The organism is Microbacterium faecale (assembly GCF_014640975.1).
GTDB lineage: Bacteria > Actinomycetota > Actinomycetes > Actinomycetales > Microbacteriaceae > Microbacterium > Microbacterium faecale.
Genome location: NZ_BMHO01000002.1, coordinates 99,864 through 118,278 on the forward strand (window position 1 = coordinate 99,864; position 18,415 = coordinate 118,278).

At 68.9% G+C, this 18,415-nt stretch carries 19 protein-coding genes; 2 read left to right on the forward strand and 17 right to left on the reverse strand.

Features of this window, described 5'->3' with window-relative positions; all coding sequences use genetic code 11:
- Positions 1-92: 92 nt before the first annotated feature.
- Positions 93-758 (reverse strand): hypothetical protein, encoded by a 666-nt coding sequence (locus tag IEW87_RS13420; protein WP_188712905.1) that lies wholly within the window; start codon positions 756-758, stop codon positions 93-95.
- Between the two features lie 124 nt (positions 759-882).
- Between IEW87_RS13420 and IEW87_RS13425 the strand changes: the two genes are divergently transcribed.
- Complete coding sequence (locus IEW87_RS13425) at positions 883-1,758, forward strand: iron-sulfur binding domain-containing protein (protein WP_188712906.1); 876 nt, start codon at positions 883-885, stop codon at positions 1,756-1,758.
- Between the two features lie 40 nt (positions 1,759-1,798).
- Here the strand turns inward: IEW87_RS13425 and rbfA are convergent, their stop codons facing one another.
- The 14 genes from rbfA to IEW87_RS13495 form a co-directional block, all read right to left on the reverse strand.
- Positions 1,799-2,218: a 30S ribosome-binding factor RbfA gene (gene rbfA / locus IEW87_RS13430; RefSeq protein ID WP_188712907.1), complete on the reverse strand. Its 420-nt coding sequence runs from the start codon at positions 2,216-2,218 to the stop codon at positions 1,799-1,801.
- A gap of 83 nt (positions 2,219-2,301) precedes the next feature.
- On the reverse strand, positions 2,302-5,001 hold the full coding sequence (gene infB / locus IEW87_RS13435; RefSeq protein WP_188712908.1) for a translation initiation factor IF-2: 2,700 nt from the start codon (positions 4,999-5,001) through the stop codon (positions 2,302-2,304).
- 59 nt (positions 5,002-5,060) lie between these two features.
- On the reverse strand, positions 5,061-5,357 hold the full coding sequence (locus IEW87_RS13440; protein ID WP_188712909.1) for a YlxR family protein: 297 nt from the start codon (positions 5,355-5,357) through the stop codon (positions 5,061-5,063).
- Positions 5,358-5,382: 25 nt separating this feature from the next.
- Complete coding sequence (gene nusA, locus IEW87_RS13445; protein ID WP_188712910.1) at positions 5,383-6,369, reverse strand: transcription termination factor NusA; 987 nt, start codon at positions 6,367-6,369, stop codon at positions 5,383-5,385.
- Positions 6,370-6,642: 273 nt separating this feature from the next.
- Entirely contained in the window at positions 6,643-8,409 is a 1,767-nt protein-coding gene (locus tag IEW87_RS13450) for a proline--tRNA ligase (protein WP_188712911.1), read from the reverse strand.
- 9 nt (positions 8,410-8,418) lie between these two features.
- Positions 8,419-8,775: a DMT family transporter gene (locus tag IEW87_RS13455; protein ID WP_188712912.1), complete on the reverse strand. Its 357-nt coding sequence runs from the start codon at positions 8,773-8,775 to the stop codon at positions 8,419-8,421.
- Positions 8,775-9,089 carry a DMT family transporter gene (locus tag IEW87_RS13460; protein WP_188712913.1) on the reverse strand — a complete coding sequence of 105 codons (315 nt, stop codon included), beginning with the start codon at positions 9,087-9,089 and terminating at the stop codon, positions 8,775-8,777. Before IEW87_RS13460 ends, IEW87_RS13455 begins: the two co-directional genes overlap by 1 nt.
- A 96-nt stretch (positions 9,090-9,185) precedes the next feature.
- Positions 9,186-9,815 carry a dTMP kinase gene (gene tmk, locus IEW87_RS13465; protein WP_188712914.1) on the reverse strand — a complete coding sequence of 210 codons (630 nt, stop codon included), beginning with the start codon at positions 9,813-9,815 and terminating at the stop codon, positions 9,186-9,188.
- The gene (gene topA / locus IEW87_RS13470) at positions 9,812-12,631 is read right to left on the reverse strand and encodes a type I DNA topoisomerase (protein ID WP_188712915.1); all 2,820 of its coding nucleotides are present in this window, start codon (positions 12,629-12,631) and stop codon (positions 9,812-9,814) included. The genes tmk and topA overlap by 4 nt, the downstream gene beginning before the upstream one ends.
- Positions 12,632-12,706: 75 nt before the next feature.
- Positions 12,707-13,024: an Rv3654c family TadE-like protein gene (locus tag IEW87_RS13475; protein ID WP_188712916.1), complete on the reverse strand. Its 318-nt coding sequence runs from the start codon at positions 13,022-13,024 to the stop codon at positions 12,707-12,709.
- Positions 13,024-13,362 carry a TadE family type IV pilus minor pilin gene (locus IEW87_RS13480; RefSeq protein WP_188712917.1) on the reverse strand — a complete coding sequence of 113 codons (339 nt, stop codon included), beginning with the start codon at positions 13,360-13,362 and terminating at the stop codon, positions 13,024-13,026. The genes IEW87_RS13475 and IEW87_RS13480 overlap by 1 nt, the downstream gene beginning before the upstream one ends.
- Positions 13,359-13,523 (reverse strand): DUF4244 domain-containing protein, encoded by a 165-nt coding sequence (locus IEW87_RS13485; protein WP_188712918.1) that lies wholly within the window; start codon positions 13,521-13,523, stop codon positions 13,359-13,361. The genes IEW87_RS13480 and IEW87_RS13485 overlap by 4 nt, the downstream gene beginning before the upstream one ends.
- 34 nt (positions 13,524-13,557) lie before the next feature.
- Positions 13,558-14,466, reverse strand: a complete 909-nt coding sequence (locus IEW87_RS13490; RefSeq protein ID WP_188712919.1) for a type II secretion system F family protein — start codon at positions 14,464-14,466, stop codon at positions 13,558-13,560.
- Complete coding sequence (locus IEW87_RS13495) at positions 14,457-15,473, reverse strand: TadA family conjugal transfer-associated ATPase (RefSeq protein ID WP_188712920.1); 1,017 nt, start codon at positions 15,471-15,473, stop codon at positions 14,457-14,459. The genes IEW87_RS13490 and IEW87_RS13495 overlap by 10 nt, the downstream gene beginning before the upstream one ends.
- A 225-nt stretch (positions 15,474-15,698) precedes the next feature.
- Here IEW87_RS13495 and acs point away from each other — a divergent pair, with 225 nt between their 5' ends.
- On the forward strand, positions 15,699-17,666 hold the full coding sequence (gene acs, locus IEW87_RS13500; RefSeq protein ID WP_188712921.1) for an acetate--CoA ligase: 1,968 nt from the start codon (positions 15,699-15,701) through the stop codon (positions 17,664-17,666).
- 72 nt (positions 17,667-17,738) lie between these two features.
- On the opposite strand, the gene IEW87_RS13505 is transcribed toward acs, so the two are convergent.
- Positions 17,739-18,197 carry a RidA family protein gene (locus IEW87_RS13505; RefSeq protein ID WP_188712922.1) on the reverse strand — a complete coding sequence of 153 codons (459 nt, stop codon included), beginning with the start codon at positions 18,195-18,197 and terminating at the stop codon, positions 17,739-17,741.
- The gene (gene sp36, locus IEW87_RS13510; protein ID WP_188712923.1) at positions 18,194-18,412 is read right to left on the reverse strand and encodes a Sp36 family protein; all 219 of its coding nucleotides are present in this window, start codon (positions 18,410-18,412) and stop codon (positions 18,194-18,196) included. Before sp36 ends, IEW87_RS13505 begins: the two co-directional genes overlap by 4 nt.
- Positions 18,413-18,415: the final 3 nt, after the last annotated feature.

The following is an 18,415-nucleotide window of genomic DNA, read 5'->3' on the forward strand; positions in this document are numbered from 1 at the left end:
GGGCGCAGCGCTCATCGATGCCCGCCGCGATCGGACCACCGTCGCGCAGGCGCCCGCGACGACTCAGCGGCCGTCAGGCGCGGGGGCGACCGTCAGGCGCAGGGCTCGTACGCGGGCTCTTTGCCCGTGATCACGGAGACGCCGACAGCGCCGTCATAGCCGGAGAGGTAAGAGAAGACGAGGGTGCCGTCGCCGTTGTCGTCGGCGATGTTCACGAACGATCGGTTGGCGATGACGGACGTGACCTCTTCGGCGCTCTCATACGTGCCGAGCACCTGCTGCTTCGTCGATCCGAGGCCGAGGCCCTCAGCGGTGCGCGGTCCGACTCCCATGGTGTCGCCGTTCCAGCCGACGCTCACTTCGACGATTTCGTCGGTGCCGTCGTAGCGATCTTTGATCACCATGATGTCGTACGCGTTGTCCTTCGCGAACCCATAGGCGACGCCGTCGCAGTCGAACGGGCCCACGCCGGTGTCCTCAATCTCGTGGAGCACGTCGTCGAAGTTCGCGGTGACCGCGACGGGACCGATGCCCTCGGTCGACACGACCCAGCTGTCGGCGTTCGACGGGTCATCCGCCGGGGTCTCGGTCGGCGTCGGCGTCGGCGAGGTGACACCGGGCGTCGTCGGGGAGATCGACGTCGACGCGGAGCTCTCCGGAACGGCCGGAACATCGGACGTACACGCGGCGAGTACGCTCGCGGCCAGGAGAGCGGCGGCCGTGACGGCGGCCGCGCGGCGGGCGCGCGGGTGCGTCATGCTGCCTCCTGAGTCACGTGGGGGATTCCTTTTCGAGCGTACGCGGCGAAAAGCACGGGGAGGTCACGAATCCCCCCGATAATGCAACCGTTCCATCACGATCCGCTCGACATAAACTGATCGGATGCGTTCTCGCCGCCTCGCCGACGTCCTCGTCCCCTGGTACCGGCAGACGGCGCGCGAGCTTCCCTGGCGGCGCAGCGGGTTCGGTGCCTGGGGCACACTCGTGAGCGAGTTCATGCTGCAGCAGACGCCCGTCGCACGGGTGATTCCGATGCTCGAAGCATGGCTCGAGCGCTGGCCGACCCCCGACGCATTGGCAGGGGCCTCGCCCGCAGAGGCCGTCACTCAGTGGGCGAACCTCGGGTACCCACGACGCGCGCTCTGGCTGCACCGGGCGGCCGTCGAGATCCGCGACCGTCACGACGGGGTCGTCCCCCGCGACGTCGACGAACTGCTCTCACTCACCGGCGTCGGTGACTACACGGCACGCGCGGTCGCGGTGTTCGCCTACGGCGACCGCCATCCCGTCGTCGACACCAACTCGCGACGGGTGATCGCACGAGCCATTCACGGCCGCACCCACCCCGACGCCGCACACCGTCGCGATCTCGACGAGATGTCAGGCCTTCTCCCCCACGCCGACATCGACGCCGCCGTCATGAACGCGGCCATGATGGAACTCGGTCAGGTGGTGTGCACGGCTCGCTCACCGCGCTGCGACGTCTGCCCCGTGCGCGATATGTGCGCGTGGGTCGCTGCGGGATCGCCCTGGACAGCGGACACCCGCCGCAAGCAGGCGAGGTACGAAGGCAGCGACCGTCAGGCGCGCGGCCTGGTGCTGAAGGCACTGCGTGATGCCGCGCCCGATCCGCTGCCCGAAGAAGCGCTGCTCACCAGCTGGCACGACCCGCGCCAACGCGACCGCGCTCTCGCGTCGCTCTACGACGACGGCCTCATCGAGCCGGACGGAGACCTCGTTCACCTCCCCCGCCGCTGAGGGCACGCGGGCCCCACGCAAGATCCGGCCGCAGTCCGCCTTACGATTCGTGCTTGTACGGATCCTCGTCGCCGGCGTACTGCGCACCGGCGGCGAGCCCGTGCACCTGTTCGTCGCGCTCGCGCGCCTGACGAAGCAGCTCAGTCATGTGCGACGCCTCCTCAGGGAGCGCGTCGGAGATGAACTCGAGCGTCGGCGTGAGGCGGGTGTTGAGCTTGCGGCCGACTTCACTGCGGAGCAGGCCGGTCGCGGCCTTGAGCGCGACGGCGGAGCCCTCGCGCTCCTCGTCGGTGCCGTACACGGTGTAGAACACGCTGGCGTGCTGCAGGTCCCCCGTCACGCGCACGTCGGTGATCGTGACGAAGCCGAGGCGCGGATCCCGAAGCCCCCTCTGCAGGCGCTCCGAGAGGACCACGCGAATGCGGTCGGCGACGCGTGCCTGCCGTTCTGAACCGGCCATGATCTTCCCCTTTCCGGGACGGCTCTGCCGGGCGGCGCGGATGCCGCCCGGCAGCGCCGAGATGTGCGTTCTACGCTACGCGATCAGTCGCGCGGCTTCTCGACCATCTCGATGGTCTCGATCTCGTCGCCGACCTGGATGTCCTCGTACTTGCCGAGGCCGATACCGGCTTCGAAGTCGGTCCTGACTTCGGTGACATCGTCCTTGAATCGCCGCAGCGATTCGATCGCGAGACCGTCGGCGAGCACGACACCATCGCGGATGATGCGCGCCTTGGCGTTGCGCGTGATCGTTCCACTTGTGACGAGCACACCGGCGATGTTCCCGACCTTCGAGGAGCGGAAGACCTCCCGCACCTCGGCCAGACCGGCCTGCTTCTCTTCGAACTCCGGCTTGAGCATGCCCTTGAGCGAGGATTCCACGTCGTCGATCGCGTTGTAGATGACGTTGTAGAAGCGCACGTCGACGCCCTCACGCGCAGCAGCCTCGCGGGCCTTCGTGTCGGGACGAACGTTGAAGCCCAGCACGATCGCGTTGTCGATCGTGGCGAGGTCGATGTCGCTCTCCGTGATGGCACCGACTCCGCGGTGGATGATGCGCAGCTGCACGCTGTCATCGACCTCGATCTTCATGAGGGACTCCTCAAGCGCCTCGACGGCACCGGAGACGTCACCCTTGATGATGAGGTTGAGCGACTCGACCTTGCCTTCCTCGAGGGCCTTGGTGAAGTCCTCGAGAGACAGGCGCTTGCGGGCCTTCGCGAGGGCCGCGTTACGTTCGACCGCTTCACGCTTCTCAGCGATCTGACGGGCCGTGCGGTCGTCCTCGGGGACGAGGAACAGGTCACCGGCGCGTGGCACCGAGTTGAGTCCCTGAACCTGGACGGGCCGAGCGGGCGCCGCCTCCTGCACGCGCTCGCCGTGCTCGTCGATCATCGCGCGCACGCGGCCGAAGGCCGTGCCCGCAACGATCGGGTCGCCGACGCGGAGGGTTCCGCCCTGAACGAGGACCGTCGCGACGGATCCGCGTCCCTTGTCGAGCTTCGCCTCGATCGCGATGCCGCGTGCTTCCTTGTTGGGGTTCGCGCGAAGGTCGAGACCGGCGTCAGCGGTGAGCAGCACGGCGTCCAGGAGCTGCTGGATCCCCTGGTTCTCACGCGCCGAGACGTCGACGAACATGACCTCGCCGCCGTACTCTTCCGCGATGAGACCGTACTCGGTGAGCTGCGAACGAACCTTTGCGGGGTTCGCCTCGGGCTTGTCGACCTTGTTGACCGCGACGACGATCGGCACATCCGCGGCCTTGGCGTGGTTCAACGCCTCGACCGTCTGCGGCATGATGCCGTCATCGGCCGCGACCACGAGGATCGCGATGTCGGTCACGTCGGCACCACGGGCACGCATCGCCGTGAAGGCCTCGTGACCCGGAGTGTCGATGAAGGTGAGCGCGCGGTCGTGACCGTCGTGCTCGGTCCACACCTGGTAGGCACCGATGTGCTGGGTGATGCCGCCAGCCTCGGCCTCAGTGACGGTGGTGTTACGGATCGCATCGAGCAGACGCGTCTTACCGTGGTCGACGTGACCCATGACGGTCACGACGGGCGGACGGATCTCGAGATCCTCGTCGTCCTCGTCCAGCTGCTCCTGCTCGAGGTCGAGACCGAAGCTTCCGAGGAGCTCCTTGTCTTCGTCCTCCGGCGAGACGACCTCGACCTTGTAGCCGATCTCGGCGCCGAGCACCTCAAACGTCGACTCGTCGAGCGACTCGGTCGCGGTTGCCATCTCACCGAGGTGGAACAGCACTGTCACGAGGTTTCCCGGAGGAACCGGAACTCCGTGCATCTGCTCGATCTTCTCGGCGAAGTCCGCGATCGACGCGCCGCGCCGCATGCGGATGACGGTGTCGCCGTCGCCGCGCGGAACCTTGACGCCGCCGACGATGGGCGCCTGGCGCATCTCGAACTCTTGGCGCTTGGCGCGACGCGACTTACGCTGCCGAGACTTGCCGCCCCCCTTTCCGAACGCACCGGCCGTGCCGCCGCGGCGGCCACCGGGTCCGGGACGACCGGCGAAGCCGCCGCCCGGGCGGAATCCTCCGCCGGGGCCGCCGCCGGGAGCCCCCGGACGCTGCTGGAACGGCGCGCCGCCGGGACGGCCGCCGCCGGCACCGGGACGACCCCGGCCGCCGGGACGACCCGGCTTGGGGGCACCGGGTCGCGGGGCCTGAGGCTTGGGCGGACGCGGGATGTTGCCAGGGCTCGGCCGCTGGCCCATGCCCTGCGCGGAGGAGTAGGGGTTGTTGCCGGGGCGGGGTCCGCCCGGGCGCTGACCCATCCCCTGCGATGAGGAGTACGGGTTGTTGCCGGGGCGCGCCTGACCTGGGCGGGGCGGCTGGGACGTGCCCTGCGGCTTCGCCTCGCTCGGGGCGGGCTTCGGCGCCTGCGGCTTCACCGCACCGGGCGACGGGGCAGAGGAGGCCTTCGGGGCGGCCGCCTTCGACGCGGGCGCCGGCTTTGCCGCGGGCGCCGGCTTTGCCGAACCGGGCGTCGCGGGGGTCGCCTTCTGCGGCGCCTTGGGCGCCGGCTTGGCGGCCGGCTTCTTGTCCTCGGCCGGCTTCGCGCCGCCCTCAGCTTCGAACGCGGCGCGCAGCTTGCGCGCGACCGGCGGTTCGATCGTCGACGACGGGCTCTTCACGAACTCGCCGATCTCCTTGAGCTTCGCGAGGGCCGTCTTACTGTCGACGCCAATCTCAGCCGCGATCTCATGTACGCGTGGTTTAGCCACAATTCTCCTGTCTGGGCGAGTCTGCCCAGGCAGGGCAGACCTCTAAAGGCGGACGGGTCTCATTTCGAGCCGTTCACTTGTTTTCCATAGCTGTTCAGCCGTTCTGTGAGTGTCTGCGTGTCGAGTGGTCCCGGCACACGGAGTGCTCGCACGAAAGCGCGGCGCTGGATGGCCAGCTCCGCGCACTTGTGATCCGGATGCACCCACGCGCCCCTCCCCGACGCCGAACCACCCTCATCGAGGATGAGGTGGGATTCGGAGGCGATCACCCGCAGAAGAGCGGATCGGGAGTCGCGCGTGCGGCATCCGACGCACGTTCGTACAGGTTCCATCCTACACCTCTCGCGACGCGACATGATCGCGTCGGCCGGCGTCGCGGCGCTAGTCGTCGAGGACGCTGTCGGGCTGGATGTCGATCTTCGCGCCCGTCAGCTTGGCGGCGAGACGGGCGTTCTGCCCTTCCTTGCCGATCGCGAGCGACAGCTGATAGTCGGGCACGAGTGCGCGCACGGCCCGGGTCTTCTCGTCGAGCACGAAACTCGAGGAGACCTTCGCGGGCGAGAGTGCGTGTGCAACGAAAGTCGCGATGTCGGCGTCGTAGTCCACAATGTCGATCTTCTCGCCGCCGAGCTCATCCTGCACCGCGCGGACGCGGCGCCCCAGCTCGCCGATGCATGAACCCTTCGCATTGATCGACGGGTCCTTCGCCGTGACGGCCATCTTCGTGCGGTGGCCAGCTTCGCGCGCGAGCGAGGTGATCTCGACGAGGCCCGAGGCGATCTCCGGAACTTCGAGCGCGAACAGCTTGCGGACGAGGCCCGGGTGCGTGCGGGACACGGTGATCGACGGGCCCTTCATTCCGCGCGACACGCTCGTGACATAGACGCGGACGCGGGAACCGTGCGAGTACTCCTCGCCGGGGACCTGTTCCTCGGGCGGCAGGATCGCCTCGACGGTGCCGAGGTCGATGTGAATCATGCGCGGGTTCGGGCCCTGCTGCACGACGCCGGCGACGATGTCGCCCTCCTTGCCGCGGAACTCCCCGAGCACCGCGTCGTCGGCGATGTCGCGCAGACGCTGACTGATGACCTGCTTCGCCGCGTAGGCGGCGATCCGCCCGAACTCCTCGGGGTTCTGCTCTTCCTCGCCGATGACGGCGCCCTCGTCATCCGTGACGGGCGTCAGTACCGCGACGTGACCCGTCTTGCGGTCGAGTTCGGCGCGCGCACCCGTGGGAAGCTCGCCGGACTGCGTCATGTGCTTTGCGAATGCCGTGAGCACCGCCTGCTCGATGATCGCCGCGAGTTCGTCGAACGGAATCTCTTTCTCACGCTCGATCGAACGCAGAAGTGCAAGATCGATCTCCACAGCAGCCTCCCTATTCAGCTCTCCCACCAGCTCACGTTCATGCCGGTGTCGACATGACGATACCCGATGACCTCAGCCGGGTTCCTGGGTACGGGCCGCCGCGATCGTTCGGAGCAGGGGACTCGCCGTCCGCAGGCCCAGACCTTGCTCCACGAGCCGGAGGAATTCCCCGGAGCCTGCACTGCGCGTCCCCCACTGCGAGACACACGTGCGAAGTTCCCACCTGACCCGCCGCCGTTCCCCGCACGCTGGCATACGGGAGCCAGCTCCGGATCAGGCGGTGAGCCGCGCGATAGCCTCCGCGACCGGCACCGTCTCACGGTCGCCCGTGCGCCGGTCCCACAGTTCGACGTCGCCGTCCTTCGCGCCGCGGCCCGCAACGACGATCTGCGGCACGCCGAGGATCTCCGCGTCGCCGAACTTCACGCCCGGGGATGTCTTGAGGCGATCGTCAAACAGCACGTCCTTGCCTGCGGCCTCGAGCCCGGCGATGAGCTCGTCTGCGAGGTCGTAGGCTTCCTTTCCCTTGCCGGTCGCGACGACGTGGATGTCGAACGGCGCGATCTGCTCGGGCCAGATGAGGCCCTTTTCGTCGCTGAATAGCTCGGCGATGATCGCCAGCACGCGCGTCACGCCGATGCCGTACGACCCCATCGTGACGGTGACCTGCTTGCCGTTCTCGTCGAGCACCTTCAGCCCGAGCGAGTCGGCGTACTTGCGACCGAGCTGGAAGACGTGGCCGATCTCCATGCCGCGCTCAAGCGTCACGGGACCGGATCCATCGGGGGCCGGGTCTCCCTCGCGGACGTTCGCGACCTCGACGACGCCGTCGGCGGTGAAGTCACGACCGGCGACGAGACCGTAGACATGCGCGTCGACGGTGTTCGCGCCCGTGATCCACGTGGTGCCGTCGACAACGCGCGGATCCAGGAAATAGCGCACGCGTGTCGTCGACTTCTCGCCGAGCGCGGGGCCCGCCTCGCTCCACGGCCCGATGAAGCCGCGCACGAGACCAGGGTTCCGCTCGAGATCTTCCGCCGTGGCGGGCTCGACCGCGGCCGGAGCGAACGCGACTTCGGCGCGCTTGTCGTCCACGTCCCGGTCACCGGGGATACCGACCACGACGACCTCGCGGGTGCCGTCGAGGTGCGTGAGCGCGAGCACGACGTTCTTCAAGGTGTGCGCCGCGCTCCAGCCGCCATCGGGCGCGCCCGGGACGACGGCGTTCGCGTGATCGACGAGCGTCTGGATCGTCGTCGTGCCGGGCGAGTCGAAGATCACCGGGGCGGGAGCGCCGTCGGAGGCGACGGGCTCCGGGAGGGAGGTGGTGTACGCCTCGACGTTGGCGGCGTACCCGCCCGCGCTGCGCACGAACGTGTCTTCACCGACGGGTGTCGGGTGCAGGAACTCCTCGCTGCGCGAACCGCCCATCGCGCCGGCATCGGCCTGCACGATCTCGTATTCGATGCCGAGTCGCGTGAAGATGCGCTCGTAGGCCGCGCGCTGCGTCTCGTAGCTGCGGTCGAGGCCTTCATCGGTGTAGTCGAAGGAGTAGGCATCCTTCATCGTGAACTCACGGCCGCGCAACAGGCCCGCACGCGGTCGCGCCTCATCGCGGTACTTGTCCTGGATCTGATAGATCGTCAGCGGCAGGTCCTTGTACGAGGTGTAGAGATCCTTCACCAGCAGGGTGAAGGCCTCCTCGTGCGTCGGCGCGAGCAGGTAGTCGGCCTCCTTGCGATCCTGGAGCCGGAAGAGCGCCTCGCCGTACTCTTCCCACCGTCCCGTCCGCTCGTACGGCTCGCGCGGCATGAGTGCCGGGAAGTGCACCTCCTGGGCCTCCGCGCGCTCCATCTCCTCACGGATCACCTGCTCGAGGCGCGCCTTCACGCGGAGCCCGAGCGGCAGCCACGCGAAGATCCCCGGCGCCTGGCGACGGATGTATCCCGCGCGGATGAGCAGCTTATGGCTGCGCACCTCGGCGTCGGCGGGATCCTCGCGGAGGGTACGGACGAAGAGCTTCGAAAGACGTGTGGCCACGCGTCGAGTCTATTCCGTCGCCACGGCCGCCTCGTCGCCGCCCCGTTCGTCCGTCGGGAGGAGCTTCAACCCGATGGCCGCGCCGACGATGCCGGCGAGGAAGAGGACGCGCCAGAACGTGATCGGCTCGGCACCCGTTGCCATCGCGTACGCCACGGTCAGTGCTGCGCCGAGTCCCGTCCAGAGCGCGTACGCGGTGCCGATCGGGATCTCGCGCATGGCCCAGCCGAGTCCGAGCATGCTCGCGGCGAGCGCGACGAGGAATATGGCAGTCGGAACTGGCCGCGAGAGGCCGTCGCTCGCACCGAGCGCCGTCGCCCAGACGGCCTCGAGCACGGCGCTGATGAAGAGGATCACCCAGTGCATCAGGACACCGCCTTCAGCCCGATGACGCTCGCGACGAGCAGCGCGAGCAGTGCTCCGCGCAGGATCGTCATCCGCTCTTCCCGACGGAACACGGCGAGGACGACCGTCAGCACGGCCCCGATCCCGACCCACACCGCGTAGGCAGTACCGGTCGGGATCGCGTTCATCGCATACGCGAGTCCCGCCATGCTCGCGGCCAGCGAGATGACGAACAGCACCGACGGCCACAGCTTCCGGAAGCCTTTGGAAGCAGACAGCGCGGTGGCCCACACCGCCTCGAGCAGACCCGAGGCGATCAGCACGATCCATTCCATGCGGGGATCCTCTCCCACCGGGGTCGTCCCCGAGATGCAGGCAGTCGAACGGGTCGTCCCGTCCGGCACGCAGGATCCGCGTACGTTCCTAGTGTCTCACAACAGCGGCGCGACGCGCTCGCGGATCCGCGCGGCGAGGTCCTCCGCGGAAGCGGTTGCGTCAAGGACGAGGAACCGCTCGGGATCGGCGTCCGCGAGCGCGAGATACGCGTCGCGGACCCGCGCGTGGAAGTCGGACTTCTCGGCTTCGAGCCGATCGAACGGTTTGTCGTCCGCGTCGAGACGTGCGCGCGCGGCGACAGGATCGAGGTCCAGCAGCACCGTGACGTCGGGCAGCGCGCCCCCCGTCGCCCAGAGCGACAGCTCGCGCACCTCCTCGGCACCGAGCGAGCGCGCCGCGCCCTGGTACGCGACGGACGAGTCGAGGTAGCGGTCCTGGATCACGACCTCGCCGCGGGCGAGAGCCGGCGCGACAAGCGCTGCGACGTGATGGGAGCGGTCGGCGGCAAAGAGCAAGGCTTCCGCGCGCGGCCCGATGTCGCCGCGGTGATGCAGGACGAGCTCGCGGATCGTCTGCCCGACATCCGTGCCGCCCGGCTCACGGGTGCGGACAACACGGTGCCCCTCGTCCTCGCACCACGCGCGCAACAGCTCAGCCTGGGTGGTCTTGCCCGAGCCGTCGCCGCCTTCGAAGGTGACCCAGAGGCCGCGCGCGTCGCCGCTCATCCGTTCTCTGCGGCGCGTGCCGCCTTGTTCGCCGCCCGAGTGGCGGCAGCCTTCTTCGCGGCCTCAGAGCGCGAGGCACTCGTCGTCTTCTTCGCAGGAGCCTTCTTCGTCGGCGCCTTCTTCGCGGGTGCCTTCTTCGCGGGTGCCTTCTTCGCACCCCGCTTCTTCGCCGGTCCCTTCGCACGCTTGTCCGCGAGCAGCTGCACGGCTGCTTCGAAGTCGACGTCGGCCACATCGGTTCCGCGCGGGACCGTGGCGTTCGTCTCACCATCGGTCACGTACGGCCCGAAGCGACCATCGCGGATCCGTACGGCCTTGCCGCTGGTCGGATCTTCCTTCTCGAAGTCCTTCAGCGCCGTCGCCGCGCGACGTGCTCCGTACTTCGGCTTCTTGTAGATCTCGAGTGCCTCATCGAGCGTGAGATCGAAGATCTGCTGCTCCGTCTCGAGCGAGCGCGAGTCGGTGCCCTTCTTGAGGTAGGGCCCGTAGCGACCGTTCTGCGCCGTGATCGGCTCGCCGCTCTCGGGATCCTCGCCGACCGTGCGCGGCAGGTTCAGCAGTCGTAATGCTGTGTCGAGGTCGACCGTATCGGGTGACATCGACGCGAAGAGCGACGCGCGACGAGGCTTGGGCGCGGCCTTCTTCTTCGTGGTCTTCTTCGCCGGAGCGTCCGTCACCTCGCCGGTGGCGGTGTCGACCTCGGGCTCTTCCGGTTCTGTCTCTTCGAGGTACGGGCCGAAGCGTCCGTCCTTCACGATGATCGTCTTGCCGTTGTCCGGATTCTCACCGAGCACGCGGTTTCCGGCGACGGGTGCGTCGATCAGCTCCTGCGCCTTCTCGCTCGTGAGCTCGTCGGGCGCGAGGTCCTCGGGCACGTTGATCCGGCGCGGATCCGCATCGGGGTTCGCCGCATCCGTAATCTCGAGGTACGGGCCGTACTTTCCGAACCGCAGCGTGGCAACGTCGGTAATCCGCGTGGCGTTGAGCTCACGCGCATCGATCTCGCCGAGGTCGTCCACGATGGTCCGCAGACCGGGGTACCCCTCGCCACCGAAGTAGAAGTCGTGCAGCCAGTCGGCGCGGTCGGCCTCGCCACGCGCGATGCGGTCGAGATCCTCCTCAAGCGTCGCGGTGAAGTCGTAATCGACGAGCGCGCCGAAGTGCCGCTCGAGCAGCCGGACCACGCTGAACGCGAGCCACGTCGGAACAAGTGCCTGGCCGCGCTTGCGTACGTAGCCGCGGTCGAGGATCACGCCGATAATGCTCGCGAACGTTGAGGGTCGCCCGATCCCCCGCTCCTCGAGGGCCTTGACGAGAGTGGCCTCCGTATAGCGCGGCTTCGGCGACGTCTGGTGGCTCTTCGCCTCAGACTCGCGGACCGCGACGACGTCGCCGGACGCGACCTGCGGCAGCTGCTGGTTCCTGTCCTCGTCGCCGGCGAACCGCTTCTCGTCGGAGCCCTCCTCGTAGGCCTCGAGGAAGCCCTTGAACGTGTAGACGGTCCCGGACGCGGTGAACTCGAGCTGCTGCTCAGCGGCAGTCAGCCCGAACGTGATCGTCGTCGTCTCGAGCTTGGCGTCGCTCATCTGGCTCGCGACCGTGCGCTTCCAGATCAGGTCGTACATGCGCTGCTCGTCGCGACCGAGCTGACCGGCGACCTGATTCGGCGTGCGGAACGTGTCGCCGGACGGACGGATCGCTTCGTGCGCCTCCTGCGCGTTCTTCGACTTCGACGCGTACACGCGGGGCTTCGCGGGCACCGCTCGGTCACCGTACAGCGCGACCGCCTGCGAGCGCGCGGCCTGAACGGCCTGTGCGCTGAGGCTCGTCGAGTCCGTACGCATATAGGTGATGTAGCCGCGCTCGTACAGACTCTGCGCCACCGACATCGCGATTTTCGCCGTCATGCCGAGCTTGCGGCCAGCTTCCTGCTGCAGCGTCGACGTCGTGAACGGCGCGTAGGGGCGACGCGTTCCGGGCTTCGCCTCGACCGCGCGGACCTCCGCGGATCCGGCGTGATCGATCGCTGACGCAAGCGACGTCGCCTGCGTCTCGTCGAGAACGACGACGGCCTTCTTCAGGTTGCCCTCGTCGTCGAAGTCGCGTCCCGAGGCGAGCGGAGCGCCGTCGATGCGCGCGAGGCGGATCGAGAAAGCGGCTCCGCCGTGATCAGCCGTCGACGTGATCGAGCAGTAGTTCGCGGAGACGAATGCCATCCGCTCACGCTCGCGGTCGACGACCATGCGCGTCGCGGCAGACTGCACGCGGCCGGCGCTCAGCGCCTGGCCCGAGCTGCCGGATCCGACCTTGCGCCACAGCACGGGCGAGACGTCCCAGCCGTACAGCCGGTCGAGCAGACGCCGCGTCTCCTGCGCGTCGACGAGCGAGGTGTCGAGCTCTCGGGTGTCCTCGACGGCCTTCTCGATCGCGTCCTTGGTGATCTCGTGGAACACCATGCGTTTGACGGGGACCTTCGGCTTCAGCGTCTCGAGGAGGTGCCAGGCGATGGCCTCGCCTTCGCGGTCACCATCCGTCGCGAGCACGAGCTCGCTCGCACTCTTGAGCGCGCGGCGCAACTCGGCGACCGTCTTCGTCTTGCGGTCGCTCACGACGTAGTACGGCGCAAACCCGTTCTCGATGTCGATCGAATACTTCCCGTACCGTGCGCGGTCCTTCTCAGGAATGTCGCGCTTGCCGGCGAGATCGCGAATGTGACCGACCGAGCTGAGCACCTCGTAGTCGTCCCCCAAGTAGCTCTGGATCGAGCGCATCTTGGTGGGCGACTCGACGATGACGAGTTTCTTGCCGTCTGCCAAAGCGGGTCCTTTCTTCGTTGCACACCATACACACCGCTGTCTGGGGGTCGGCGCGCGCGCCCGCCATGCGGAAGCTCACGGAGGCGGGCCAGCTCTGGCGCGTGCGGACAGCGGGATCCGCGCGAACGATCCGACGACCTCGACGGTCGCCGTGAGGTCGTCCACGACACACGAGGCGACATCGACGCCGGCGGCGTTCGCGACGTCGGTCGCGCGTGTACACGGCGCACCACTCGCGAACCCTGCGGCAGCATCTGCCGCGGCGAGGGCCGCCGCGTCGGCGACGCCCGCCACGCGCTGGCTTGCGCCGGCTGCGCCGCCCACGGCGGCCAGGCCGAGTGCGAGGGCCGCGGTGAACCCCATCGCGCCGACCGCGACGACGGTTCCGGCCATCACAGGCCCCCGTCCAGCGCGCAGCTTCTGGCCATGACGGGGACGACGACTGCTGCGACGCGAACCTCGGCCGTCGCCGTGACGCACACGAGGTCGCCGTCGGATCCGATCACCGCGGCTGCTCCCGCAACGGACGAGGCGACCAATCCCGCCGCGCGGTCGGGTTCGCCACGGGAGACGAGGCGCGCCGCATCGGCCGCCGCGTCCTGGAGACGCACGTGGGTCGAACCGACCATCAGAGCCGCCGCGCCGACCGCAATGACGGCGACGATCGCAGGGAGTGCGACCGCGAACTCCGCCGAGGCGGAGCCGCGGTCGCTGTACCGGCGGCGGGTCATGGCACCTGCAATGCCTGTTCCACGATGCCCTCGATGAGCGAGCGCACGGCACCGGACCTCATCACGGCGACGAGGACGCCCGCGATCGCGACGGCGGCCATCGTCACGATCGCGTACTCGGCGGTCGATGCCCCCTCTTCATTGGTCCAGAGGTCTCTCATTCGGTCTTCCCTTCTTCTCAGTGGGTTCGTCGGGTCATCCGGCGAACGTGGGCAGCGGCGTCGCGGCGACGACGCTGAGCAGCATCGGCGCGACGCCGAGCAGCAGGAAGGCGGGCAAGCTGCACAGCCCCATCGGGAGCAGCAGCCGCGAGCCGAGCCGCGCGCCCGCTAGCCGCCCCGCCGTGCGCGCACGGTGTCGCGCATGGGCGGCCGCCGCGCGGAGCAGCTCCACGGCAGGCACGCCCGAGGCCCGGGACAGGGCGAGGACCCTGTCGACCTCCGCCGTGTCCGTGCCGATCGAATCGGACCATTCCTCGCAGGCCGTGAGCACCTCGTCTGCTCGCGCCGCCGAGACCCCACCGGACAGCGCGGAGGCAAGAAGGTCCTCGTGCATTCCCGGCGTGCCGTCGGGTGGCTGCGCGCGTCGCACGAGCCGTGACGTCCATACGCGAGCGGCGGCGACCAGCAGGATCCCGCCCACGAGGCAGATGATGCCGGCGGTCGTGCCGAAGAGCACGGAGAAGGTGTCGAGGCCGAGCCCGGCGCTCACGATGACGCCGAGCAGCGGCAGCCAGAGCATCAGCCGCGCCGACGCCGCAGGCTCCGCGAGCGCGACGCGGATGTCGTCTCGCACTTCGACGGCGTCCCGCAGCGCATCGGCGACCGACCGCAGGGTCTCTGCGAGCGGGGCCCCGACGGTGGCGGCCACCTCCCAGGCCGCGGCGACGTCGCCCCACGCCGCGTCGTCCGTGCGTTCGGCGGCGATTGCCGACACGATCGGCATCCCCTCATCGAAGCGCGCCACGATGCGCTCGGCGACGGCGTCGCCGCTGTCTGCCAGGTGCCGCCACGAGGAGGAGGGCCCTCCGCCCGCCGTGAGCAACACCGCGAGCGACCGAAGCGTCCCGGCGGCGTCCCCCGTCGTCCGCACGGTCACTCCCATGGCGTCACACCTTCGATCTCCAGACGATCCCCACTCAGGCGAAACGTGCCGGCGGCGTCCAGACGCCGCGCCCCCGAGGCATCACGCGCCAGGTGCAGCACGACATCGAACGCGCTTGATGCCTGGCGCGCCACCGCATGTGCGTCCCAGCCGCCGAGCGCGCCGAGGGCCTCGAGTCGTGCCGGGACGTCCGCGATCCCGTTGGCGTGGAGAGTGCCCGCTCCCCCGTCGTGCCCCGTATTGAGCGCGGTGAGCAGGTCTCGGATCTCGTCGCCGCGACACTCCCCGACGACGATCCGGTCCGGACGCATTCGGAGACTTTCGCGAACGAGCCGGGAAAGTCCGATCTGCCCGGCCCCCTCGCGGTTCGCCTGCCGGGCCTCGAGCGCGACGTGGTGCGGGTGCGGAAGTCTCAGCTCGGCGACATCCTCGATCGTGACGATGCGCTCGTGCGGGGGCGCGGCGCCGAGGAGCGCGGCAAGCAGCGTCGTCTTCCCGCACCCGGCGCCGCCGGTGATCAGTAGGTTCGCGCGGTCGGCGACGAGGCGCGCGAGCCAGTCGCGCGCCGCGCCGGAGAAGGTTCCCCCCGCGGCGAGACCCGCGAGGTCGATGCGGCCGAGACGCGGCACGCGGATCGAGATCGCCGTTCCGGACGTCGCGATCGGCGAGAGCGCGACGTGCACGCGCGCGCCGCCCGGCATGCGGACATCCACGAGGGGCGCCGAATCATCGACGTGGCGCCCACCGTATCCGACGAGGTCCGTGGCGAGGTCGTGCACTTCGCGCTCGGACGCCCGCCACGCCTCGACGCGCTCCGGTCCGGATCCCCTGTCGACGAAGAGCCCCGCGGCTCCGTTCACGAACACGTCCGTCACCCGCTCGTCCGCGACGAAGGGGGCGAGCGGACCGTATGCGTCGAGTTCCCGCGCGCTGAACGCCGCATCATCGCCGCGATGCACGGCCGCGTGACCCGCCGTCCGGCGCTCGGCGATGAAGGGATTCGACATGACGGCGAGGTTAGGACGGTGGCGTTCCGTCTGCGTTCGTCGCCCCGTGGTTCCTCAGATAACGCATGCTTCCGACCCGCTGTGGACGAGGCGATCGCGCTCGACGACACGCCCACCCCACTTTCGGTGGTAGTCGCGGATGCGTCGAAGGTCGTAGCGTCTTACTCAGGGATCCTCGCCGCGTGCGCGAGAACCCCGGATCAGCACGTCGCAAAGGAGCAGACCATGTCTCAGCAGATCGACCACCTTCTGAACGAGGACCGCCGATTCGCACCGTCGCCCGAGTTCGCGAAGAACGCGATCGTCGGTCCGGAGATCTACGACGACGCGAACTCCGACCGCGTGCGGTTCTGGGGCGAGCAGGCGCGAGATCTCCTCCACTGGCATAAGCCGTTCTCCGACGTGCTCGACTGGAGCAACCCGCCGTTCGCCAAATGGTTCGGCGACGGCGAGCTCAACGTCGCCTACAACTGCCTCGACCGTCACGTCGAGGCAGGCCGCGGTGACCGCGTCGCGTATCACTTCGAGGGCGAGCCCGGCGACACCCGCACGATCACCTACGCGCAGCTCACCGACGAGGTCAAGCGTCTGGCCAATGTGCTCACCGAGCTCGGCGTGGGTCAGGGCGACCGCGTCGCCGTGTACCTGCCGATGATCCCCGAAGCGATCGCTTCGCTCCTCGCCATCGCTCGGCTCGGCGCCGTGCACTCGGTGGTCTTCGGCGGATTCAGCGCCGACAGCCTTCGCGCGCGCATCGACGATGCGGGTGCGAAGGTCGTGATCACCGCCGACGGCGGGTATCGCAAGGGCCGTCCCTCGGCTCTGAAGGTGAACGTCGACGAGGCGCTGAGCGACCGCGGCGAGGGCGTGCAGGCGACGGTCGAGAAGGTGCTCGTCGTGCGCCGCACCGAGCAGGACGTCGAGTGGACCGACGGGCGCGACCTCTGGTGGCACGACGCCGTTCCGGCTGCGTCGGCGGACCACGAGGCGCAGCCGTTCCCGAGCGAGAACCCGCTGTTCATCCTCTACACGTCAGGAACGACGGGGCGCCCGAAGGGCATCCTCCACACATCGGGCGGGTATCTCACGCAGGCGGCGTTCACGCACAAGACCGTGTTCGATCTGCACGCCGAGACCGACGTGTTCTGGTGCACGGCCGACATCGGCTGGGTGACCGGGCACACCTACGCGACATACGCGCCACTCGCGAACGGCGCGACCCAGGTGCTGTACGAGGGCACGCCGGAGTTCCCGGAGCCCGGCCGCTGGTGGGATCTCATCGAAAAGTACGGCGTGACGATCTTCTACACGGCGCCCACTGCCGTGCGCAGCTTCATGAAGCAGGGACGCGAGATCCCGCAGAAGCGCGACCTGTCCTCGATCCGGCTGCTCGGATCCGTCGGCGAGCCGATCAACCCCGAGGCCTGGATGTGGTTCCGCGACGTCATCGGCGCGGGCGCCACGCCCGTCGTCGACACATGGTGGCAGACCGAGACCGGCGCGATCATGATCTCGGCGCTGCCCGGCGTCACCGAGACGAAGCCGGGATCCGCACAGGTCCCCGTGCCCGGTGTCGCGATCGACGTCGTGGATGAGAAGGGCGACCATGTCGGCAACGACGCGGGCGGACTGCTCGTCGCGACCGAGCCGTGGCCGGCAATGCTGCGCGGGATCTGGGGCGACCCCGACCGCTTCGTCGACACGTACTGGCGGATGTTCTCCGACAAGGGCTACTACTTCGCCGGCGATGGCGCGCGACGAGACGCCGACGGCGACGTCTGGCTGCTCGGCCGCGTCGACGACGTCATGAACGTCTCCGGTCACCGTCTCTCGACCGCAGAGATCGAGTCTGCCCTGGTGGCGCACGAGGCCACGGCCGAGGCGGCCGTGGTCGGCGGGAGCGACGAGACGACCGGGCAGGCGGTGGTGGCCTTCGTGATCCTTAAGGAGAGCTTCCTGAAGACGAACACCGCGGAGGGCCTGGCAGAAGAGCTGCGCGCCTGGGTGGGAACGCAGATCGGCGCGATCGCGCGGCCTCGCGACGTCTACATCGTCGACGAGCTGCCGAAGACCCGGTCGGGCAAGATCATGCGGCGTCTGCTGCGCGACGTCGCGGAGGGTCGCGAGGTCGGCGACACGCAGACCCTGGCCGATACGTCGGTGATGTCGGTCATCACGAAGCAGGTGCGCTGACCCGCACCGGCTCTATATGACGCGAATGCACCCAAGATCTGGATCTTGGGTGCATTCGCGTCATGTAAAGCGTCAGGCGGTGGTGAAGACGACCTCGACCTCGACGGGGGCGTCGAGCGGCAGGACCGCGACGCCGACGGCGGCACGGCTGTGCGCGCCAGCATCACCGAAGATCTCACCCAGGATCGCGCTGGCGCCGTTGATGACGCCCGGCTGCCCCGTGAACGCCGGATCCGACGCCACGAAGCCGGTCACCTTCAGGACGCCGGTGATCCGGTCGACGCCGCCCGCGACGTCCGCAGCTGCAGCGAGGGCGTTGAGGGCGCACGTGCGGGCGGCGTCCTGCGCGACGGCCGGATCCACGCCCACTCCGACCTTGCCCGTCTCCCGCAGCTGTCCATCGACGAACGGCAGCTGACCCGACGTCCAGACGAGGTCGCCATGTGCCTTCGCCGGAATGTAGCTCGCGACCGGCGCGGAGACCGCCGGCAGATCGATGCCGAGCTCCGCGAGGCGGGAGGCGACGCTCACTGCTCGCCCTCGAACTGCTTCGCCGCCTCCGCCGCGTGCGCGAGCCCGGCGTTGTGGTCCCCCGCGCCGGACGGACGCTTCAGATAGGCGACGAGCCCGCCCTCCGCGTTCGGGACGACCTGCACGAGCTCCCAGCCCTGCTTGCCCCAGTTGTTGAGAATCGCCGCCGTGTTGTGAATTATCAGCGGGGTTGTCAGGTACTCCCAGGTGGTCACGCC